This is a genomic window from Hylemonella gracilis (assembly GCF_004328645.1).
GTDB lineage: Bacteria > Pseudomonadota > Gammaproteobacteria > Burkholderiales > Burkholderiaceae_C > Hylemonella > Hylemonella gracilis_B.
The window spans coordinates 1,709,122-1,730,499 of the sequence record NZ_CP031395.1; the positions used below are offsets into that span (position 1 = coordinate 1,709,122).

The 21,378-nt window shown below is 66.2% G+C and carries 21 protein-coding genes; 12 read left to right on the forward strand and 9 right to left on the reverse strand.

What is annotated here, in order from left to right; translation table 11 throughout:
- The first annotated feature begins 12 nt into the window (after nucleotides 1-12).
- The 10 genes from DW355_RS08050 to DW355_RS08095 are packed head-to-tail and all read left to right on the forward strand — an operon-like array spanning nucleotide 13 to nucleotide 10,231.
- A complete protein-coding gene (locus DW355_RS08050; RefSeq protein WP_242671336.1) occupies nucleotides 13-1,332 on the forward strand; it encodes an FAD-dependent oxidoreductase in 1,320 nt (439 codons plus the stop codon).
- Nucleotides 1,333-1,380: 48 nt separating this feature from the next.
- Nucleotides 1,381-2,229, forward strand: a complete 849-nt coding sequence (locus DW355_RS08055; protein WP_131279101.1) for a shikimate dehydrogenase family protein — start codon at nucleotides 1,381-1,383, stop codon at nucleotides 2,227-2,229.
- Entirely contained in the window at nucleotides 2,226-3,179 is a 954-nt protein-coding gene (locus DW355_RS08060; RefSeq protein WP_131279103.1) for a 4-hydroxyphenylpyruvate dioxygenase, read from the forward strand. The genes DW355_RS08055 and DW355_RS08060 overlap by 4 nt, the downstream gene beginning before the upstream one ends.
- Nucleotides 3,176-4,144 carry a sugar phosphate isomerase/epimerase family protein gene (locus DW355_RS08065; RefSeq protein WP_131279105.1) on the forward strand — a complete coding sequence of 323 codons (969 nt, stop codon included), beginning with the start codon at nucleotides 3,176-3,178 and terminating at the stop codon, nucleotides 4,142-4,144. Before DW355_RS08060 ends, DW355_RS08065 begins: the two co-directional genes overlap by 4 nt.
- Before the next feature lie 9 nt (nucleotides 4,145-4,153).
- Nucleotides 4,154-5,389 (forward strand): 3-dehydroquinate synthase, encoded by a 1,236-nt coding sequence (gene aroB, locus DW355_RS08070; RefSeq protein ID WP_242671337.1) that lies wholly within the window; start codon nucleotides 4,154-4,156, stop codon nucleotides 5,387-5,389.
- Nucleotides 5,390-5,431: 42 nt separating this feature from the next.
- Entirely contained in the window at nucleotides 5,432-6,592 is a 1,161-nt protein-coding gene (locus tag DW355_RS08075; protein ID WP_131279107.1) for a deoxyguanosinetriphosphate triphosphohydrolase, read from the forward strand.
- 5 nt (nucleotides 6,593-6,597) lie between these two features.
- On the forward strand, nucleotides 6,598-7,929 hold the full coding sequence (locus tag DW355_RS08080; protein ID WP_131279109.1) for an MFS transporter: 1,332 nt from the start codon (nucleotides 6,598-6,600) through the stop codon (nucleotides 7,927-7,929).
- The gene (locus DW355_RS08085) at nucleotides 7,926-8,501 is read left to right on the forward strand and encodes a DUF1415 domain-containing protein (protein ID WP_131279111.1); all 576 of its coding nucleotides are present in this window, start codon (nucleotides 7,926-7,928) and stop codon (nucleotides 8,499-8,501) included. Before DW355_RS08080 ends, DW355_RS08085 begins: the two co-directional genes overlap by 4 nt.
- 56 nt (nucleotides 8,502-8,557) lie before the next feature.
- Nucleotides 8,558-9,493: a class I SAM-dependent methyltransferase gene (locus tag DW355_RS08090; protein ID WP_131282500.1), complete on the forward strand. Its 936-nt coding sequence runs from the start codon at nucleotides 8,558-8,560 to the stop codon at nucleotides 9,491-9,493.
- Nucleotides 9,494-9,532: 39 nt separating this feature from the next.
- On the forward strand, nucleotides 9,533-10,231 hold the full coding sequence (locus tag DW355_RS08095) for an REP-associated tyrosine transposase (RefSeq protein ID WP_131279113.1): 699 nt from the start codon (nucleotides 9,533-9,535) through the stop codon (nucleotides 10,229-10,231).
- Nucleotides 10,232-10,262: 31 nt separating this feature from the next.
- Here the strand turns inward: DW355_RS08095 and DW355_RS08100 are convergent, their stop codons facing one another.
- The 3 genes from DW355_RS08100 to DW355_RS08110 all read right to left on the reverse strand — a co-directional run bounded on the left by DW355_RS08100 (nucleotide 10,263) and on the right by DW355_RS08110 (nucleotide 12,024).
- Entirely contained in the window at nucleotides 10,263-10,775 is a 513-nt protein-coding gene (locus tag DW355_RS08100; protein WP_131279115.1) for a hypothetical protein, read from the reverse strand.
- A gap of 103 nt (nucleotides 10,776-10,878) precedes the next feature.
- A complete protein-coding gene (locus tag DW355_RS08105) occupies nucleotides 10,879-11,622 on the reverse strand; it encodes a S1 family peptidase (protein WP_131279117.1) in 744 nt (247 codons plus the stop codon).
- Nucleotides 11,623-11,712: 90 nt separating this feature from the next.
- Nucleotides 11,713-12,024, reverse strand: a complete 312-nt coding sequence (locus DW355_RS08110; RefSeq protein ID WP_131279119.1) for a DUF5076 domain-containing protein — start codon at nucleotides 12,022-12,024, stop codon at nucleotides 11,713-11,715.
- A gap of 858 nt (nucleotides 12,025-12,882) precedes the next feature.
- Here DW355_RS08110 and DW355_RS08125 point away from each other — a divergent pair.
- Nucleotides 12,883-13,164, forward strand: coding sequence for a DUF2277 domain-containing protein (locus DW355_RS08125; protein ID WP_131279123.1), 282 nt, complete (start codon nucleotides 12,883-12,885; stop codon nucleotides 13,162-13,164).
- A 66-nt stretch (nucleotides 13,165-13,230) separates the two neighbouring features.
- Here the strand turns inward: DW355_RS08125 and DW355_RS08130 are convergent, their stop codons facing one another.
- From DW355_RS08130 to DW355_RS08155, 6 genes are all read right to left on the reverse strand, one after another.
- The gene (locus DW355_RS08130; protein ID WP_165493152.1) at nucleotides 13,231-13,764 is read right to left on the reverse strand and encodes a DinB family protein; all 534 of its coding nucleotides are present in this window, start codon (nucleotides 13,762-13,764) and stop codon (nucleotides 13,231-13,233) included.
- On the reverse strand, nucleotides 13,761-14,144 hold the full coding sequence (locus DW355_RS08135) for a hypothetical protein (protein WP_131279125.1): 384 nt from the start codon (nucleotides 14,142-14,144) through the stop codon (nucleotides 13,761-13,763). The genes DW355_RS08130 and DW355_RS08135 overlap by 4 nt, the downstream gene beginning before the upstream one ends.
- A gap of 163 nt (nucleotides 14,145-14,307) precedes the next feature.
- Nucleotides 14,308-15,039 carry an ArsR/SmtB family transcription factor gene (locus DW355_RS08140; RefSeq protein WP_242671338.1) on the reverse strand — a complete coding sequence of 244 codons (732 nt, stop codon included), beginning with the start codon at nucleotides 15,037-15,039 and terminating at the stop codon, nucleotides 14,308-14,310.
- A gap of 5 nt (nucleotides 15,040-15,044) precedes the next feature.
- Complete coding sequence (locus DW355_RS08145; protein ID WP_131279127.1) at nucleotides 15,045-15,389, reverse strand: antibiotic biosynthesis monooxygenase family protein; 345 nt, start codon at nucleotides 15,387-15,389, stop codon at nucleotides 15,045-15,047.
- Nucleotides 15,386-15,724, reverse strand: coding sequence for an NIPSNAP family protein (locus DW355_RS08150; protein ID WP_131279129.1), 339 nt, complete (start codon nucleotides 15,722-15,724; stop codon nucleotides 15,386-15,388). Before DW355_RS08150 ends, DW355_RS08145 begins: the two co-directional genes overlap by 4 nt.
- A 91-nt stretch (nucleotides 15,725-15,815) precedes the next feature.
- Nucleotides 15,816-16,346, reverse strand: coding sequence for an NUDIX domain-containing protein (locus DW355_RS08155; protein ID WP_131279131.1), 531 nt, complete (start codon nucleotides 16,344-16,346; stop codon nucleotides 15,816-15,818).
- Between the two features lie 298 nt (nucleotides 16,347-16,644).
- Between DW355_RS08155 and DW355_RS08160 the strand changes: the two genes are divergently transcribed.
- Nucleotides 16,645-21,369 (forward strand): glutamate synthase-related protein, encoded by a 4,725-nt coding sequence (locus DW355_RS08160; RefSeq protein WP_131279133.1) that lies wholly within the window; start codon nucleotides 16,645-16,647, stop codon nucleotides 21,367-21,369.
- Nucleotides 21,370-21,378 lie beyond the last annotated feature (9 nt).

Below are 21,378 nucleotides of genomic sequence, written 5' to 3' on the forward strand. Positions count from 1 at the left end.
AGGGGACCGGCGGTGGGCTCCCGCGCCCCGTCCACCACGAAGACCGCCTCGGCTTCGCTGGAACTGACGCCCGATGTCCTGGTCTGTGGCGGTGGCCTGGCCGGTGCCATGGCGGCCGTCGCGGCGGCGCGGCAGGGCGCACAGGTTCTGTTGGTCGAGCGCTATGGGTTCCTGGGCGGCAACGCCACCGGCGGCGCGGTCGCCCAGTTCAACAGCTGGCAGACGAGCAGTGGCCGCCCGGTGATCGCCGGCCTGGCCCGCGAGGTGGTGGAGCGCCTGCGGGCCTATGGCGCGGCGGGCGAGCACCAGGTCTTCGTCATGTCCACGGGCCACACGATGGACCGCATCGAGTACGCCCCCGAGGTGCTCAAGCTGGTGCTGGACGACCTGATCCTGGAGGCTGGCGTGCAGCCGCTGCTGCACGCCAACGTGCTGGACGTCGAAGTCACTGACGGACGCCTCCACACCGTGCGCGTGCTGACCAAGAGCGGCGTGCTGAGCCTGCGCCCCCGGGTGCTTGTCGACACCACGGGGGACATCGACGTGCTGCACCGCGCTGGCGCGCGGTTCCTGGATTTGGAGGAGGGCGACCAACTGCAGCCCGCCACCATGATGTTCCGTTTCGGTCCCATCGACTACGCCCGCTTCGACGCCCTGGGTCCGGCCGACCTGAAGACCCTGGCCCGGCGCGGATACGAAGACGGCGAACTGGCCCGCGCCGCGCTGCACGCCGCGCGTGACCCCTATTCCTCCGACGCCTGGTTCAACATCAGTCGCCTGGGCATCGACGCCACGGACGTGACCGCGCTCAGCCGCGCGGAAATCGAAGGGCGCCGCCAAGCCTGGCGGGCCGCGGGCTACCTGCGCCGTGCCGTGCCTGGTTGCGAGGCCGGCCGGCTTCAGGCTTTCGCCACCCAGGTGGGCATCCGGGAGACCCGGCGGGTCCACGGCGACCATGTGCTGACGGCCGAGGAACTGAGCCAGCCGACGGTTTTCGACGATGGCATTGCCGCGGGCGCCTATCCCATCGACATCCACCCTGCCTCTGGCGGCGAGCTGATCTATACCCCACTGGGGCCCGACCATGCCTACCAGATTCCCTACCGCAGCCTGCTGCCGCGGGACCTGCGCAACACCCTGGTCGCGGGACGCGGCATCTCGGCTACCCACGCAGCCCTGGCCGCCATCCGGGTCATGACCATCTCCATGGCCGTGGGGCAGGCTGCGGGCGTGGCCGCGGCCCTGGCCTGCGCGGCGGACGGTGAGGTCCGCGCGGTCGAGGCCGGGCCCTTGCGGCGCCTGCTGCTGGACCAGGGGGCGGTGCTGGCCTGAGTGTCCACCGACCCCAGCGCAATCCCTGCACCTGATCGAGGTTAAGCCATGCATATCAACGGTCACACCGAAATCCTGCCTCTGCTGGGTTACCCGATCCAGGGGGTCAAGGCGCCCAGCATCTACAACCCTTATTTCGCGGCCTCAGGCATCAATGCGCTGCTGGTGCCGATGGGCTGTCCACCGGCGGAGTTCGCCGCGCTGATGCGCAGCCTGCTTGCCTTGCAGAACCTGCGTGGCGTGCTGATCACCATGCCGCACAAGGTCGCCACCGTGGCGCTGCTGGACGAAGCCAGCATCGCCGTCCAGGTGGCCGGTGCCTGCAATGCCGTGCGCCGCCGCGCCGATGGTCGTGTGATTGGGGATCTGTTCGACGGCGATGGTTTCGTGCGCGCTGCCTTGCGCCTGGGCGCCCGCTTGCAGGGCAACAGTGCCTTGGTGGTGGGGTGTGGTGGCGTGGGGTGCGCCATCGCCGCCGCCCTGGCCGGCGCGGGCGTGGCCAGGCTGGCGCTGTTCGACCCGCGATCGGAACAGGCCGAGGCGCTGGCCCAGCGTTTGCTCACCCATTTCCCGCACCTGGACATCGTGACCGGCAACAAGGACCCCCTCGGCCACGGGATCGTGGTCAACGCCACGCCCCTGGGCATGGACCCGCAAGACCCGCTGCCCCTGGATGTCGACCGCCTGGTGCCCGGGACTTTCGTGGGTGAGGTGGTGATGAAAACCACCCTGACCCCCTTGCTGCGGGCCGCGCGCGCGCGCGGCTGCACCATCCAGTTCGGGGCCGACATGCTGTACGAACAGATACCGGCCTACCTGGAGTTCTTCGGCCTGCCGACCACCGATGGGGACCGCCTGCGCAACCTGGCGGACGAACCCGCGGAGCCCGTGGCATGAGTGCGCTGAGCGCGTTCGCGCCTCAGACCCTGGGTTCTGCCCTCGAACCCGGGCTTGGACGCGAGCCCACGCAGGCGCTGCGCGGCGAGGCGCGCAACCCCATCGGTCTGGATGGGCTGGAGTTCATCGAATACGCCACGCCCCGCCCTCAGGCCCTGGGACAGGTGCTGGAGATGATGGGCTTTTGCCTGGTCGCGCGACACCGCTCGCGCGAGGTGCTGCTCTATCGCCAGGGCGATCTGAACGTGGTGGTCAACGCCCATGGCGCCGAGGCCCGGGCCGGCGACGCGCCGGCCCTCTCGGCCATGGCCTTGCGGGTGCGTGATGCCCGTGCCGCCTGGCACTTTGTGCTCGCGCGCGGTGCCTGGGAGGTGCCTCCCCGCGCCGAAGTGATGGAGTTGCACCTGCCCGCCATCCACGGCCCCGGTGGCAGCCGCATCCACTTCGTGGACCGTTACCGCGACTTCAGCATCTACGACGTGGATTTCGTGCCCGTGCCGGGCGCGGACCCGCACCCGCCGGCCACCGCGGGCCTGCACTTTTTCGGCGTGGTGCAGTACATCGGCCCCGGGCGCAGCCACGATTGGACCGAGTACTACGGCGAGCTGTTCGGCGCGGAGCCCCTGCCCGACGAGCGACGCTTCGGCATCATGCCCAAGGGCAAGTTGCTGCGTGTTCCGGCGCTGGAGACGGGCGGGCAGTTCGTGCTGCAACTGATCGAACCCGAGCCGGATCTGGGTCTGTTGGACAACGGTGAACGCCTGCAGCGCATCGGACTGGGTGTGCCCGACGTCATGGCCGCCGTCCAAGCGCTGCGCGCGCGGGGCGTGGAGTTCATCGAAACCGGTGTGGTGCAGCCCGGGCAGCGTGGCGCGCTCACCAAGACCTACCTGGGTTCGGTCGTGTTCGAGCTGGTGCATAGCGCGCGACCCGAGGGGCCGGGCCGATGAGCGCCGTGCCGGGTTGCGCCAGCCAGGCTCCTGACCCGGTCATCCGTGCCCTGGGCATGGACACCATCACCCTGGCCGGCCCGCTGGAAGCCAAGCTGGAGGCCATGGCTGAAGCCGGCTTCGCCCAGGTCATGCTCAAGGCCGGTGACCTGGTGGGCCACCCGCAGGGCTGGCAGGCGGCGGTGCGGGCCGTCCAGCGCAGCGGCCTGCGTGGCACGGGCTTCCAGGTGCTGCGCGATTTCGAGGGCTTGTCGGGCCATCTGCACGATTACAAGGTTGACATTGCCAAGAGCATGATCGAGATGTGCGCGGCGCTGAGGTGTGACGTGCTGCTGGCCTGCTCGTCCACCTCCCGCCATGCCAGCGAGGACCTGGACCACATCGCGCGCGACCTGCGCAAGCTCGCCATGCTGGCCCTGCCTTTTGGCATCCGCATCGCCTACGAGGCCCTGTCCTGGGGCCGCGTGGTCAACCAGTTCACCACCGCCTGGGACGTGGTACAGCGCGCCGACTGTCCCAATCTGGGCCTGGGCATCGATTCCTTCCACATCGTCGCCGCCGGCACGCCGCTGGAAGCGATGGATGAGCTGCAAGCAGACAAGATCTTCCTGGTCCAACTGGCCGACTTCATGTGGCAGGAAACCCGGACCTTCGAGGAGCGCATGACCACGGCGCGCACCTTCCGCGTGTTTCCGGGCGAGGGCGTGCACAGCGATGAGTTGGTGCAACTCGTGCTCAAGCTGGACGCCCTGGGGTATGGCGGCGACTACAGCTTCGAAGTCTTCAACGACGACTACCTGCAACTGCCTTTGCCGCGCGTGGCGGAGCGTGCACGCCGGTCGGCCCGATGGCTCGCCGACGACGTGCTGCGCATCTCGGCCCCCTGCCCAGCGAGCTGCGCCTGCGGCGCTGACGCCAGCCTGCCGCCACGCCGGGGACGCGGCTGTGCGGGCGGCCCCACGTAAACTAGCGGGATGTCTTCCATCTCTCCATCGGCGCCGGTGACGGTGCCCGCGTCCATCCGGCCCGTGTCCTACGACCTGTCCGAGTCCTCGGGTTTTCGGGACGGGGCCGCGCCGGCCGCCGAGGGTGACGGGGCCTCGCCGCAGCAGGTGCGCATCGAGCTGCGCGAATCCGGGGCCGACCGCAGCTACCCCATCTTCATCGGCAGCGGCCTGCTGTCCTGGTCGGCCAGCTTCGCGGGTCTGCCCAAGGCCGCGCAGGCGCTGATCGTCAGCAACACGACGGTAGCGCCCCTGTACGCCCAGACGCTCAAGCAGGCCCTGCAGGCGCACCACGCGCAGGTGCAGGTGCTGGAACTGCCCGACGGCGAGGCGCACAAGGACTGGCCAACCCTGAACCTGATCTTCGACGCGCTGCTGAGCCAGGGCGCGGACCGCAAGACCGTGCTCTACGCGCTGGGTGGTGGCGTGGTGGGCGACATGACGGGTTTCGCCGCCGCCTGCTACATGCGCGGCGTGCCCTTTGTGCAGGTGCCCACGACCCTGCTGGCGCAGGTGGATTCCTCGGTGGGCGGCAAGACGGCGATCAACCACCCGCAGGGCAAGAACATGATCGGCGCCTTCTACCAGCCGCGGCGCGTGGTCTGCGACCTGGACCTGCTCAAGACCCTGCCCGCGCGCGAACTCAGCGCCGGCCTGGCCGAAGTCATCAAGTACGGCCCCATCTTTGACATGGCCCTGCTGGACTGGCTGGAGCAGCACATGGACGCGCTGCGCGCGCTCGACACCGCGGCCCTGGCGCATGCCGTGCGCCGCAGCTGCGAGATCAAGGCCGAGGTGGTGGGCCAGGACGAACGCGAAAACGGTCTGCGCGCCATCCTCAACTTCGGCCACACCTTCGGCCACGCCATCGAGGCGGGGCTGGGCTACGGCGCCTGGCTGCACGGCGAGGCCGTGGGCTGCGGCATGGTGCTGGCCGCCACGCTCTCGCAGCGCCTGGGCCTGGTGGACGCGGACTTCGTGGCGCGCCTGAAGCGCCTGATCGAACGCGCCGGCCTGCCCGTCGTGGCCCCGGTGCTGGACAAGAACGACAACGCGGGGCGTTACCTGGACCTGATGCGCTTGGACAAGAAGGCCGAGGCGGGGGAAATCAAGTTCGTGGTCATCGAGCGCCCCGGCCAGGCCGGCTTGCGTGGCGCGCCCGACGCCTTGGTGCGCGAGGTGATCGATGCCTGCGCGGCGGTCTGAATGTCGGCTGCAGTGGCGGTTGGAACGGAACCCGGCACCACCATGACGCACACCCTCGCCGCGTGGGCCAGCGACCCCGCGCGCAGCCGGGGCCGACGCCACCCGCAGGCCCCCGCGCCCACGCGCAACGAACACCAGCGCGACCGCGACCGCATCGTCCACTCCACGGCCTTTCGCCGCCTGGTCTACAAGACCCAGGTCTTCCTCAACCACGAGGGCGACCTGTTCCGCACGCGCATGACGCACTCGCTGGAAGTCGCCCAGCTCGGCCGTTCCATCGCCCGCGCCCTGGCCTTGAACGAAGACCTGGTGGAAGCCATCGCGCTGGCGCACGACCTGGGCCACACGCCCTTTGGCCACACCGGGCAAGACGCGCTCAACGAGGCCATGCATGAACATGGCGGCTTCGAGCACAACCTGCAGAGCCTGCGTGTGGTGGACGCGCTGGAAGAACGCTACCCCGATTTCGACGGCCTGAACCTGACCTTCGAAACCCGCGAAGGCATCCTCAAGCATTGCTCGCGCGCCAACGCCGAGGCGCTGGAAGCGGCCGAGCCCGGCGGCGTGGCGCGGCGTTTTCTGGACCGCACCCAGCCCAGCCTGGAGGCGCAGCTGTGCAACTTGGCCGACGAGATCGCCTACAACGCGCACGACATCGACGACGGCGTGCGCTCCGGCCTGATCACGCTGGAGCAGCTCGAAGCCGTGCCCCTGTTCGACACCTATCGGCGTGAAGTGCTGCGCGAGCATCCCGACTTGGCCGCGCCGCGCGCCGGCCGCCGCCTGCTCTACGAAAGCATCCGGCGCATGCTCAGTGCCCAGGTCTACGACGTGATCGCCGCGACCCAGGCCCGCCTGGACCACAACCGTCCGGCCAGCGCCGACGAGGTGCGCCGCCTGCCGCCGCAACTGGGCTTCAGCCCGGCCATGCGCGAGCAGTCCATCGCGCTCAAGCAGTTCCTGTTCCAGAATCTTTACCGCCACCCGCAGGTCACGCGGACCATGGCCCTGGCGCGCCAGGTCATCCAGGAGCTGTACGCCTGCTACTGCGCCGCGCCGCAAGAGATGCAGCAGGGCTACGCCGACAAGGCGGCCCAGGCCGACGGCCCGCAGCGCGTGGTGGCCGACTACATCGCCGGCATGACCGACCGCTACGCCAGCCGCGAACATGGCCGCCTGACAGGGCGCACACTCTGGGAATGACGCGCATGCCGAAGACAGAAACTTCAAAGACGGGCAGGACCACGAGCGCGGCCTGGGTGGTCATCGTCGCGGGTGTGGCTGCGGCCTTGCACGTGGGCAAGCTGCCGCCCGCCATCCCCGTGCTGCGCGAGGCGCTGGACCTCACCCTGGTGCAGGCCGGTTTCATGCTCGCGCTGGTGCAGCTCGCGGGCATGCTGCTGGGCGTGGTCGCGGGCCTGCTGGCCGATGGCATGGGCCTGCGCCGCGGCATGATCGTCGGCTTGGTGCTGCTGGGCATCAGCAGCGCGGCCGGGGGCCTGGCCCAGGACGCGACGGCCTTGCTGCTGCTGCGCGCGCTGGAAGGCTGCGGCGTGCTGATGGCCACCATGCCTGGGCCGGGCCTGATCCGGCGCATCGTGAGCCTGGAAGCCGGGGCCGAAGGCCCGACGCCGGGCAGGCTGAACGCCGCGCTCAGCCTGTGGAGCATGTACATGCCCGCGGGCACGGCGCTGTCCTTGCTGGTCACACCCTGGATCATCGGCCTCGTGGGCTGGGCCGCATGCTGGTGGGTCTTGGCGGCGCTGGCCTTGCTGGCCGCCGCGCTGGTGGCGCGTGCCTTGCCGCCGGACGCCCCGCGCACAGCCATGCACGCTGGCAAGCAAGACGCCGCCAAGTCGGATCACTGGACGGCGCGCCTGCGCCAGACCCTGGGCGCCCTCGGTCCCTGGCTGCTGGCCCTGACCTTCGGCGTCTACGCCGCGCAGTGGCTGACGGTGGTGGGCTTCCTGCCCTCGGCCTACGCGCAGGCCGGCGTCTCGGTGCAATGGGCCGGTCTGCTCACGGCGGGCGTGGCGCTCATCAACATCGTGGGCAATGTGGGCGCGGGCCGTCTGCTGCAAGCCCATGTGCCCGCGCGCACCGTGTTGGGCACGGGCTTTGGCGTGATGGCCGTGTCGGCTTGCGTGGCCTTCGCCGACTGGCCGCACTGGCTGGCCGTGGAGTCGGCAACCGCCATTGGCGTGTCGCGCTACCTGGCGGTGCTGCTGTTCTCCACCGTGGGGGGCGTCATCCCCGGCACGCTGTTCGCGCTGTCGGTGCGCCTGGCGCCCAGCGAGCGCACCGTGGGTGCCACGGTGGGCTGGATGCAGCAGGGCTCGTCCGCGGGCCAGGTGCTGTTGCCGCCCCTGGCGGGCTGGCTGGCCCAGCGCGTGGGCGGCTGGCACTGGACCTGGGCTTTGACCGGCGCCTGCGCCCTCGCGGGGCTGGTGCTGACCTGGGCCATTGGGCGCCAATTGCACCGGCAAGTGAGCCGACCATCGGACCAATCGGTGCGCCAACCTTCGGAGCAAGGCGCATGAGGCTGCCCGCCGACGATCCGCGCCACGTCGCCGTGCAGGCCGACTTGCGGCACTGGCTGGAGCAGGCCGTGATCGGCCTCAACCTCTGCCCCTTCGCCAAGGGCGTGCACGTGAAGGGGCAGATCCACTGGGTGGTCAGCGACGCGCGCGATGGCGAGACGCTGCGCGACGATGTGCGCGCCGAACTCCTGGCCCTGGCCGAGAGTGACCCGGAGCAGCGCGACACCACGGTGCTGGCCGCGCCCTGGTGCCTCGCGGATTTTCTGGACTTCAACGACTTCCTGGACGAGGCCGACGCCGTGCTCGAAGAACTGGAACTGGACGGCACCTTGCAGATCGCCAACTTCCACCCCCACTACCAGTTCGCGGACACCGACGAGGACGACGTGGGCAACAACAGCAACCGCGCGCCGTACCCGGTGCTGCACCTGCTGCGCGAAAGCAGCATCGACCGCGCGGTGGCCGCCTACCCGGAAGCAGAGATGATTTACGAGCGCAACATCGAAGCCCTGGAGCGCCTGGGCGCGGCGGGCTGGGCCGCGTTGAACATCCGCCGCAGCGTGGGGGAGTGAGCATGAACGCCGCCATGAAAAAGCAGCCGCGAAACGACAAGGTCGCCAAGACCGCCATGTCAGTCAAGCCCTCGGTGGAAGAAGACCTGGGCCAGAACTTAGGTTTAAGGCCCGGCCAGTCGCTGGAGCTGCTGAAGGAACTGCACATCCTCACCCGCGAAGGCCGCCTCAACCAGGACAGCCGCCGCAAGCTCAAGCAGGTGCTGCACCTGTTCCAGTTCATCGAAGCGCTTTTGAAGGAACTGCCGCCCGGCGCGGCACCCACCCTGGCCGACCACGGCGCGGGCAAGTCCTACCTGGGCTTCATCATTTACGACCTGTTCTTCAAGGCCCTGGACGCAGGGCAGATTTACGGCATCGAGACCCGTCCCGAGCTGGTGCAGAAATCGCGCGAGCTGGCCGAGCGCCTGGGCTTCGCGCGCATGCGCTTCCTCAACCTCAGCGTGGCCGAGTCCGAGCGCGCGACCGAGCTACCCGCGCGCATCGACGTGGTCACGGCCCTGCATGCCTGCGACACCGCCACCGACGACGCCATCGCCTTCGGCCTGGCCAAGCAGGCCCGCTTCATGGCCCTGGTGCCTTGCTGCCAGGCCGAGGTGGCCGGCGTGCTGCGCGGTGGCAAGGCCCTGGCCCTGGCGCGCACGCCGCTGGCCGAGCTGTGGCGCCACCCCTTGCACACGCGCGAGTTCGGCAGCCAGATCACCAATGTGCTGCGCTGCCTCTACCTCGAAGCCATGGGCTACCAGGTGACGGTGACCGAGCTGGTGGGCTGGGAACACAGCATGAAGAATGAGCTGATCCTGGCGCGCTACACCGGCCAGAAAAAGCGCAGTGCCGCCGAACGCCTGCGCGCCATGCTGGGCGAGTTCGGCCTGGAATCTCTGCTGCCGGTGCGCTACGCGCGCCTCGGCCCGGTTCAAGGTGCGGACCACGGACCGGGCTCAGACTCGGGCTCGGATTCGGGTTCAGACCCCAGCCCGGCCTCCGCCTGAAGCGGCGCGTCAAACCCAACGCAAGCAAGGCCTTCCACCATGGCACGCCTGCCCCGCCTCAGCATCGCCGGCCATGCGCACCACGTGGTGCAGCGCGGCAACGACGGCCAGGCCATCTTCCGCGATGAGGTGGACCGGCGGCAGATGCTGCAACTGCTGGAGACGCAGGCGCGTGAACACCGCGTCGCCCTGCACGCCTACGTGCTGATGGACAACCATGTGCACCTGCTGCTCACCCCCGCCACGGCCGAGGGCCTGCCCAAGATGATGCAGGCCGTGGGCCGCCGTTACGTGCGCTGGTTCAACGACCGCCATGGCCGCAGCGGCACGCTGTGGGAAGGGCGCTACCGCGCCACCGTGATCGAGGCCGAACGCCACCTGCTGCCCTGTATGGCCTACATCGACCTCAACCCCGTGCGCGCCGGCCTCGTGGCCCAGGCCGCGGACTACCCCTGGTCCAGCCACACCCACTACATCGGCCAGCGCGCCGACCGTCTCGTCACCCCTCACGCCCTCTACTGGGCCCTGGGCAACACCCCATTCGCCCGCGAAGCCGCCTACACCCGCCTCGTCGCTGAAGGCCTGACGCAGCAACAGCAAGAGACCCTGACCGACTCCGCCTTCAAAGGCTGGGCTCTGGGCGGCCCCGAGTTCATGGCCGCGCTGCAGAAGCAAACGGCGAGGCGGCTGAGCAAGGGGAAGGCGGGGAGGCCGGCGGGGCGGGTAGCAGGGGAGTAGGTGCTAGATGGTTTTCACATTGCGATCGCTACTAGGTGGCCAGCAATACAAACCGTTCCTTGTAGAGAGACTCGTAGCGAACGCGAAACTCAGCGGTAGAGATTTGCGCAAGTAGATCGTCGACCATCTGCAGCGAATGGTTTGGGAAGAAGATTCTCGCGATCACTTGGCTATCCCCGGCGGGGAAGGCGGATCCTAAGCCAGGCAGGCCCTGCGCCCGTAGGTGCCAAGCACACTTTGAACCAAGCACAGATCGCACGAATGCCTCAACCTCGTCCTTTGTGTCTGTTGGAGGTAGGAATGGCTTCTCGTCTACCAGAAACACACGTTCCGTAATGATGGCTGGACCAACGCCGCAGTTGCGGAGCATGAATATGACTTCAGTGCCTGTGTCGTTGACTGTTCGCTCGCGCGCCCAGACCAGCAGCGGGCGGACGCTGAGGCGATTGTGCGTGTGGGCCAAGTGTGCTTGCCAAACCGTTGCGAAGAATGCGCAAGCGGCGATGATGGCGGCGGCGATAGCAATCTTGTCAGAGGCTTGCATGTGATCTTGAGCACGCCTGTGCGCGGCTTTGAAACTTAACGTTTTAGATAAGCGGTGTGACCTGGCTTGCCGGGCCACGCCCTCTCGATTGATGGGTTGAGCGTCACGTTACGGTGTTGAGGTTTTCCAGAAATTGTTCGAAGGCCACGCCCTCTGTAAATGGAAGTGGCTTACCTGCGAGCTTTGCAAGTGGCTCGGCTTGACCGTAGTTCGTGACTGCCATGGTCACGGTTTTCGTTTCGCGAGTCAGTGGTCCGAATTTTTCGACTGTTGTTTCCGATTGGTCTTCGAGAGATTCAGATCGAGCGTTCCCGCTCATGACACCAACGACTTTTGATCCATGGAATATGGGAGATCCACTCATTCCGCGTGGTGCTGGACAGCTGAGTTCAAGCATCCTTGAAACCATGGTGACGTGACCCTTTAAGCATCGGTACTCAAAAGCGGAGCCGGAAACACTATGTTGAGGAATTCCCACGGTGACTATGTCTTGGGCCATGTGAATCGGCTCAAACGACACAGGCAGGTACTTCGAAGGGGAGTGCGCTATTTTTAGAACGGCAATATCTTGCTCATCAAGCACGGTTGCAATCTGAACCTGCTGCGCTCGGGGCCTCTGGCCATCCCAGATGATTGCTAGGAATGCATGCTGATTGGGAATGGCCGATGGCGCAGGGACACAATGCGCGGCTGTGAGGGCGACGCCATTCTTGGAAACGAAGAATGCCGTTCCAATGAATCTCTTACGAGAAACAACGACAGGTTGCTCTGGTGCAAGGAAGGCGGGGTCTTCCGCTACAAAGAGCGGCACTACGTACTCTCGAATGTCTGCAAGATCGAGTTTCATGACGCCCACCTTGAAAGTGAGTGGACGCCGAAGGCTGTCCGCTCGAGTGACAGGTTCAACCGCAAGACTTGCGACGACGGAAGCGCAAGATTAATCATGACCAACATGGAACTCGCCGACGGCGCCGGAAGTGGATGTGTCCAGTTCCGATTGCATCGAGGCAGTGACCGCCGCTACTGTTTCATTCGCTGGCGTTCCGCGTTCTTCTGCAACCGCATTGCCAATGTGCCTCACGAGATCGGCCAGCAGAATTCCCCAGGCCTTGGCCTCGGTGTGCCCCGCGGCTTCGAAGAAGCCAATATTCAGCGTGCAGTGGAGCCCTCGCTCCGCGATCCACGCGCTAAGCATTTGCACCGAATTCTCATCTCGTTTCGCGGCCGGTGGAATTACGAGTGTTCTCATGACTTAGCCGTGGCTCCGACAGGATTTCTTGCTGTAGAGCGCTCGAGCTCAGCCGACCGAGCGTGTGGAGCGGGCATGGGACGGCTGGAGCGAGAGGTTATGTAGAGCGCGCCTGGTGACGATGGATTCCTCATACTCTCGACTCGGAAGTCAAGACGCCACCGGTAAATCGGCAACACCACTTTGCACTGCGCGTCCATTCGCCGTTGATCGAAGGATCGTTCTCCTCGACAGTGCCGTGCACGTAGAGATATTCATGGGCGCCGTCTTCATATGCATTGTGCTCAAAGGCAATTACACACATCCCCGGCTGAAGCGTGAGACACGTTCCATCGTCGGACTCCACCAGATCGGTCTTAGAGAGCAGAAAAAGTTCTGAATCGACGAGCTCGTTGAAGTCAACCCGAACCCTCGGAATGCGATCAAGCGACATAACGTGATGTGGACCGAAAAATTGCGGAATGACATGGAGTGATGCTCATCCTTGTGCCTCCCCGGCTGCAAGTTAAGTGCTTGTATTGTTTGAAGAAGCTAGATGAATATAACGTAGTGTCGGTTTCATCACAAACCGTGAAACCTCGCAAAACTGCGAAGTCACGTCACAGCCACCCGCCGACTCGCTACGTCGAGGCAAGTCCTTTTAAGTAGGAACCACGGCCATGCAAAAGAACGATTGGGTTTGAGAGGCGGGCAGGTTCTACAGTCGACCGTGGTCAGCCAGCCAGTCAGCCAGCCAGCAGAGCACGCTGCGTTGCGCCATGGACTGGATGTCGGGACCGAGGCGTTGCTTCATATCGGCTCAGGTTATTTGCCACCAGTCTAGCTAGACTGGCGCGACCAACCAACAGCCGCCTCACCATGTGCCGCAACATCAAGACGCTCTTCAACTTCGAGCCTCCGGCGACCGAGCTGGAGATACGCGACGCCTCGCTGCAGTTCGTCCGCAAGCTCAGCGGCTTCTCGGTGCCTTCGCGGGCCAACGAGGCGGCGTTCAATCAGGCGGTGGAGGAGGTCGCGGCCACGGCGCGCAGGCTGATGGGCAGCCTGGTCACCCACGCGGAGCCCCGCAACCGGGACGTGGAGGCGCTCAAGGCCAAGGAAAGGTCGGCCAAGCGTTTTGGCGCGGACGCCTTGTCCTGACGCCGATCCTGCGGGCTTGCATACCCACACCCAACCCCACACAGGCCGCGTCCGCAGCCGCCCGGCTCACACCTCGTTCGGAATCAGCGTGAACAGATCTGTCACGCCCACATCCACGCCCGCCTGGAACAGCAGGGTGCTCGCCTGGCCGCGGTGGTGGGTCTGGTGGTTGAAGAAGTGCAGCAGCACGGCGCCGAAGTTGCGGGCCTGTGGCTTGCCCGAGGTGTTGGCGTAACGCAGCGTCTCGGCCAAGTGCGCGGGCGTGAGTTGCTGGGCGAACTGGAGGATCACGGCGTCGAGCCGCATGCGGTAGTCCCGCAGTTCCGCGAAGGATGCCGCCATGGGCTCGCGCAGCGAGGTCGGCTTCGGAAAGCCCTGCATCGTTTCTTGCAGCCCGCCCAGCGCCGGGTGCTGCGCGAAACGCTGTAGCCAGATGGTGTCGGCCACGGCGAGGTGGTTCAGCGTTTCGTAAAGCGAGCCGAAGAAGGCGCCGCGGTCTTGCCGCAGTTGCGCATCGCTCAACTGGGCGGCGGCCTCGTAGAGCTTGGTGTTCATCCAGCGGTTGTAGTCCGCCATCAGGGTGCAGGAGGAAGGGGTCATTGCGATGCCTGATGCTTGAAATGAGCGCCCGCTGCAGGTTCTTTGGTTTGTTCCTTCTCCGAGGTTGAAGCAGGGGCTTCATCTTGAACCAGGCGGAAAGAACCTTCTGGATAAGTCTTCAACAAAGCCTGTCTCGTCGCCCAAAGCATGGCAGCCAGATTTGCAATGACGATCAGTGGGACCAAAAGTAGTTGGAAAAGGTTCTGCATGGCAGGAAATGGAGCCGCAAGCAAAAGGGCGAGTGTGCAGAGACTGGGTGAGATCACCAGAGTTGCACCAAGGTATCTCACCAGCAATGCAGTCCATAGGCGTTTTGAAGCACGTTGCCAGCGCAGCGTTTGCTCCGTATTCGATGTTCTTGAAGAGTATGAGTGGGGCATGGGAATGAACGTGGGCTCAGCGATTGTGTGGTCGCGAAATTTTCCGCACAGACATCCTCGATGGCAAGGTTGACGAGGCGCATTTGTACGCAGTCGTAACCCGATAGAACCGGGGCCAGGCAGTGTGCCCCAACATTGATCGCTTGCGTCTGCGGCGGATGGCTCAGCTCACCAGCCGGGGCAGCAGCGCCTGCTGCCCGGTGGGTGTCAGCTCGATGGCGCGCCCCGTACCGCGCCGCAACCAGCCGCGCTCCAGAAAATGCTGCAGCAATCCGTCCGCGAGCTGACCGGCCAGATGGTCACGGCGTTCGGACCAATCGAGGCAGCGGTAGGCGTAGCGGCGTTTGCGCGTGGGTGCGGACGGGGTGTAGCCCAGCTCGGCCAGCCAGGCGCGGCCCGCTTCGCTGACATCGAAACCTTCGGGGCTGGCGCGCAGCCCTTCGCGCTGCAGCAGGCTGTCGAACAGGCGCACGCCCAGGGCGCCGGCCAGGTGGCCGTAGCAGCAGCGGGCCTGGCGCAGCCGTTCGCGTTCGGGGCGGGCCCATTCGCGTTCATGCACGTCCCGTTCGGCGACCAGAGCCAGGGATTCGAGGGCGTGCGCCACCTCGGCGTCGGCCAGGCGGTAGTAGCGGTGCCGCCCGCGCTGTTCGCAGACGATGAACTGCGCCTCCAGCATCTTGCCCAGATGCCCGCTGGCCGTGGCCGGCGTCACCGAGGCGGCCCGCGCCAGTTCACCCGCGCTGGCGTAGTCGCCCGAGAGCAGGTAGGCCAGCATGCGCGAGCGCGCCGGGTCGGCCACGACGGCGGCCACCCGGGCCAGGCGCGGCTCGTGCGGTGACGGTGAGGCAGCGGCTACGGACTTGGACGTGGACGCGCGGGACGGTGAGGGGGGCATGGCCTTCAGACCAGGGCTTGCAGGGAATCGCTGGGCGCATTGTCGCGGTCGCGCAGGCCGTAGTCACGCAGCACGGCCGCCACGCGCAGCCGGTAGTCGGCGAACAGCTCGCTACGGCCCGCCTGCTGCGCCGCGCGGTGTGGCGTCTGCTGGCGCCAGGCGCGCACGGCGTCTTCATCGCGCCAGAAGCTGAGCGAGAGGTAACGGCCGGGGCGCGACAGGCTCTGGAAGCGCTCGACGGAGAGAAAGCCGTCGATGCCTTCCAGCAGCGGCCGCAGCTGCGCGGCCGTGTCGAAGTAGGCCGCTTCGGCCCCGGGCTTGGCCTCGAGTTCAAAGAGGACGGCGATCATGGGCGCACCTGCCGGGGCTGGTGGATCGTCGTGGCCACGTCTTCCAGCCAGCTGCGTTCCTCGCGCAGGATGAAGCGCTGTGTCTGCGCCAGCTCGAAGTTGGTCCGGCCTTCCGGGTCTTGCCGGAGCACCGCGCGGTAGCGTTCGTAGGCCGCCAGGTCGTCGAAGCCGATCAGGCCCCAGGCGATGTCGTTCGTGCCTTCGTGCGGCAGGAAGTAGCCCAGCAGATTGCCGCCGCAGCGCGGGATGATGCGGCCCCAGGCCTCGGCGTAGCGCTGGAAGGCGGCGCGCTGGAACGGGTCGATCTGGTAGCGGATGAAACAGGTGAGGGACATGGTGCGTGGGCTCCTGAAATGAGAACCTTCATTCTGGGAGCCGACGCACGGGGGATGTTTCGGTACGGGCCGAAATGTCCGCGCCGAGTCCTCAAGGGGTTCGGGGCGCGATTTCCTGCGGATCCAAACCCTTGCCGCGCAGCCAGTCGCGCAAGGCATAGCCGGTGGCGGCGGGCCAGTAGCGGGCCTGCTCGAAGCGCAGGTGCTTGTACTCGGCCAGTTCCTCGTTGAGCCGCACCGTGCCCTCGGCCGGCACGTGGTAAGCAATGATCAATTGGTTCATCCGCTCGAAGGTGTAGTGGCCGATGAAGGTCGCCCCCAGGGGCCGCAGGCTCAGTTCTTCCTCGACCTCGCGCTGCACCGCCTCGTGCGGCAGCTCGTTCTTCTCCAGAAAGCCGGTCACCAGCGCGAAGAAGCCCGTGGGCCAGGCGACGTTGCGCGCCAGCAGCAGGCGGCCTTCGTGCTCGACCACCGCGGCCACCACCGGCGTCGGGTTGTCCCACCAGACAAAGCCACAGCCCTCGGCCCGGCAGACGCGGCGCGTGAAGCCACCTTCGACGCGGTCGTGCAGTGGGGCCGCGCAGCGCGGGCAGAACTGGAATTCGGGAGCGGCAGAGGTCATGGCGAGGGTTGCAGAAGGCCGGCGGGAGGAAAAAACCATCATCGCACGCCGCTGGGCGCCGCCGAGGCGGGGCGCGATGGCCTGCGCGGCACGCAAGTTGCTGAAAGCGGGGCTCCGGCGCGGTTGAACACGGTTGCAGCGGGCGATGCTTTTATATGTCCCCAATTAAATTCCGATCGAAAAACTCGGTCTTTAAATAAGAATCTGACCCCTATTGTTTTCTTGGAAGCCTACTGAATCTGCTCTATGCTCGGCCCCTTGTCATGATTAGCAGGAGCAGGCCATGAAGGATGGCGCGATGTCCGCGGTTGCCGAGATTCAGCATCTCGAGGAAACCGGTTTGTATTCGGGTGCGAACGAGCACGACGCTTGCGGCGTGGGCTTCGTGGCGCACATCAAGGGCGTCAAGACCCATGACATCGTGCGTGGCGCGCTCAAGATCCTGGAGAACCTGGACCACCGCGGCGCGGTCGGCGCGGACAAGCTGATGGGTGACGGCGCGGGCATCCTGCTGCAGCTGCCGGACGCGCTCTACCGCGAAGAAATGGCCAAGCAGGGCGTGCAACTGCCGCCGCCCGGTGAATACGGCGTGGGCATGGTCTTCCTGCCCAAGGAACACGCTTCGCGCCTGGCCTGCGAACAGGAATTGGAACGCGCCATCCGTGCCGAAGGCCAGGTGCTGCTGGGCTGGCGCGACGTGCCGGTGGACCGCGACATGCCCATGTCGCCCACGGTGCGGACCAAGGAACCCATCATGCGCCAGGTCTTCATTGGCCGCGGCGCCGACGTCATCGTGCAGGACGCGCTGGAGCGCAAGCTCTACGTGATCCGCAAGACGGCCAGCGCCGCCATCCAGGCGCTGCAGCTCAAGCACAGCAAAGAGTATTACGTGCCCAGCATGTCCAGCCGCACGGTGGTCTACAAGGGCCTGCTGCTGGCGAACCAGGTCGGTGAATACTTCCTGGACCTGAAGGACCCGCGCTGCGTCTCGGCCCTGGGCTTGGTGCACCAGCGTTTCTCGACCAACACCTTCCCCGAGTGGCCGCTGGCCCACCCCTACCGCTACGTCGCGCACAACGGCGAGATCAACACGGTCAAGGGCAACTACAACTGGATGAAGGCGCGCGAAGGTGTGATGTCCTCGCCCGTGCTGGGCGCGGACCTGAAGAAGCTCTACCCCATCAGCTTCGCCAGCCAGTCCGACACGGCCACCTTTGACAACTGCCTCGAACTGCTGACCATGGCGGGCTACCCGCTGTCTCAGGCCGTGATGATGATGATTCCCGAGCCCTGGGAACAGCACGCCACCATGGACGAGCGGCGCAAGGCCTTCTACGAATACCACGCCGCCATGATGGAGCCCTGGGACGGCCCGGCCTCCATCGTGTTCACCGATGGCCGCCAGATCGGCGCCACGCTGGACCGCAACGGTCTGCGGCCTTCGCGTTACTGCATCACCGAGGATGACCTGGTCATCATGGCATCCGAATCCGGCGTGCTGCCGGTGCCGGAAAGCCAGATCGTGCGCAAGTGGCGCCTGCAGCCTGGCCGCATGTTCCTGATCGACCTGGAGCAGGGTCGCATGATCGAGGACGAGGAGCTGAAATCCAACCTCGCGCACAGCAAGCCCTACAAGCAGTGGATCGACAACCTGCGCGTCAAGCTGGACGACGTGGAAACCGGCTCCGACGGCATTCCCGCCGCCGCCGCGAGTGACCTGCTCGATCGCCAGCAGGCCTTTGGCGTGACGCAGGAGGACGTCAAGTTTCTGATGGCGCCGATGGCGACCAACGGCGAAGAGGGCATCGGCTCCATGGGCAACGACAGCCCGCTGGCCGTGCTGTCGGACAAGAACAAGCCCCTGTTCAACTACTTCAAGCAATTGTTCGCCCAGGTGACCAACCCGCCGATCGACCCGATCCGCGAGGCCATCGTCATGTCCCTGGTCAGCTTCATCGGCCCGAAGCCCAATCTGTTGGACATCAACCAGGTCAACCCGCCGATGCGGCTGGAAGTGAGCCAGCCCATCCTGGACTTCTCGGACATGGCCAAGCTGCGCCGCATCGAGACCACGACCCAGGGCAAGTTCCGCACCGCCACGCTGGACATCACCTACCCGCTGAGCTGGGGCCATGAGGGCGTGGAAGCCAAGCTGGCCTCGCTCTGCGCCGAGGCGGTGGATGCCATCAAGGGCGGCAAGAACATCCTCATCATCAGCGACCGCACCTGCAGCGGCCGGCAAGTCGCCATTCCCGCGCTGCTGGCCCTGTCGGCCATCCACCAGCACCTGGTGCGCGAGGGTCTGCGCACCAGCGCGGGCCTGGTGGTGGAGACGGGCGCGGCGCGCGAAGTGCACCACTTCGCCGTGCTGGCGGGTTACGGCGCCGAGGCCGTGCACCCCTATCTGGCGATGGAAACCATCGCCGCCATGCACAAGGAACTGCCGGGCGACCTTAGCGCCGACAAGGCGATCTACAACTACGTCAAGGCCATCGGCAAGGGCCTGTCCAAGATCATGTCCAAAATGGGCGTGAGCACCTACATGAGCTACTGCGGCGCGCAGCTGTTCGAAGCCATCGGCATCAACAGCGCGACCGTCGCCAAGTACTTCACGGGCACGCCCAGCCGCGTGGAGGGCATCGGCGTGTTCGAGATGGCCGAGGAAGCCATCCGCATGCACAAGGCCGCTTACGGCAACGACCCGGTGCTGGCCACCATGCTGGACGCGGGCGGCGAGTACGCCTGGCGCACGCGCGGCGAAGAGCACATGTGGACGCCGGACGCGATCGCCAAGCTGCAGCACAGCACGCGCGCCAACAACTTCTCGACCTACAAGGAATACGCCCAGCTCATCAACGACCAGAGCAAGCGTCACATGACGCTACGCGGACTGTTCGAGTTCAAGATCGACCCGGCCAAGGCCATTCCGGTGGAGGAGGTCGAGCCCGCGAGCGAGATCGTCAAGCGCTTCGCCACCGGCGCGATGTCGCTGGGTTCCATCAGCACCGAGGCGCACGCGACCCTGGCCGTGGCCATGAACCGCATCGGCGGCAAGAGCAACACCGGCGAGGGCGGCGAGGACCCGGCCCGCTACCGCAATGAACTCAAGGGCATCCCGATCAAGAAGGGTGAAACGCTCAAGAGCGTGATCGGCGAAAGCCGCGTCGAAGTGGACTTGCCCCTGCAGGATGGCGACAGCCTGCGTTCCAAGATCAAGCAGGTGGCATCGGGCCGATTCGGCGTCACTGCCGAGTACCTGGCCTCGGCCGACCAGATCCAGATCAAGATGGCGCAGGGCGCCAAGCCTGGCGAAGGCGGTCAGCTGCCCGGCGGCAAGGTGACGGAATACATCGGCTTCCTGCGCCACAGCGTGCCGGGCGTCGGCCTCATCAGCCCGCCGCCGCACCATGACATCTATTCGATCGAAGACCTGGCGCAGCTGATCCATGACCTGAAGAACGTGGCGCCGCACGCCAGTATCAGCACCAAGCTGGTGTCCGAGATCGGTGTGGGCACCATCGCCGCGGGCGTGGCCAAGTGCAAGAGCGACCACGTGGTGATCGCTGGCCACGACGGCGGCACGGGCGCATCGCCCTGGTCTTCCATCAAGCACGCGGGCTCGCCCTGGGAAATCGGCCTGGCCGAGACCCAGCAGACCTTGGTTCTCAACCGTCTGCGCGGGCGCATCCGCGTGCAGGCCGACGGCCAGATGAAGACCGGCCGCGACGTCGCCATCGGCGCGCTGCTGGGCGCGGACGAATTCGGTTTCGCGACCGCGCCGCTGGTGGTCGAGGGCTGCATCATGATGCGCAAGTGCCACCTCAACACCTGCCCGGTGGGCGTGGCCACGCAAGACCCGGTGCTGCGCAAGAAGTTCAGTGGCAAGCCCGAGCATGTCGTCAATTTCTTCTTCTTCATCGCCGAGGAAGTGCGCCAGATCATGGCGCAGCTGGGTATCCGCAAGTTCGACGACATGGTGGGTCGCGCCGACTTGCTGGACATGAAGCAGGGCATCGCGCACTGGAAGGCCAAGGGCCTGGACTTCAGTCGCCTGTTCGCGCTGCCGTCCGCGCCCGCCGACGTCCCGCGCCGTCACGTGGAAGAGCAGGAGCACGGACTTGAAAAGAGTCTGGACAACGTGCTGATCGAGAAATCGCGCGCGGCCATCGACAAGGGCCAGAAGGTGCAGTTCATTGAGGCCACGCGCAACGTCAACCGCACCGTGGGCGCCATGCTTTCGGGCGCGGTGACCAAGGTGCATCCGCAGGGCCTGCCCGACAACACCATCCACATCCAGCTCGAAGGCACGGGCGGGCAGTCCTTCGGTGCCTTTCTGGCCAAGGGCATCACGCTCTACCTGATCGGCGAGGCCAATGACTACACGGGCAAGGGTCTGTCGGGCGGTCGTGTGGTGGTGCGCCCCAGCATCGACTTCCGCGGCGAGGCCACGCGCAACACCATCGTGGGCAACACCGTGCTCTACGGTGCGACCACGGGCGAGGCCTTCTTCAGTGGCGTCGCTGGCGAGCGTTTCGCGGTGCGCCTGTCGGGCGCGACCACGGTGGTCGAGGGCGTGGGGGACCACGGCTGCGAGTACATGACCGGCGGTACCGTGGTGGTGCTGGGCAAGACGGGCCGCAACTTCGCCGCCGGCATGAGCGGCGGCGTGTCCTATGTCTACGACGAGGACGGCAAGTTCGCTGAACGCTGCAACACGTCCATGGTGTCGATGGAGATGGTCGTGCCGACGGCCGAGCAGGCGGGCGAGGCCGTGAACTGGCACCGCGGGCTCAGCGACGAGGCGCAGCTGAAGAAGTTGCTGGAGGACCACAACCGCTGGACGGGCAGCAAGCGCGCACGCGAGCTGCTGGACCACTGGAAGGACGCGCGCGGCAAGTTCGTCAAGGTCTTCCCGAACGAATACAAGCGCGCCCTGGCGGAGCGCAAGCCGGGTGCCGTCGAGGCCCCCGCGACGACGGCGGCCAAGGCCGCGGCGAAGAAGGAAGTGGCTCCGGCCAAGTAAGGAAAGAAG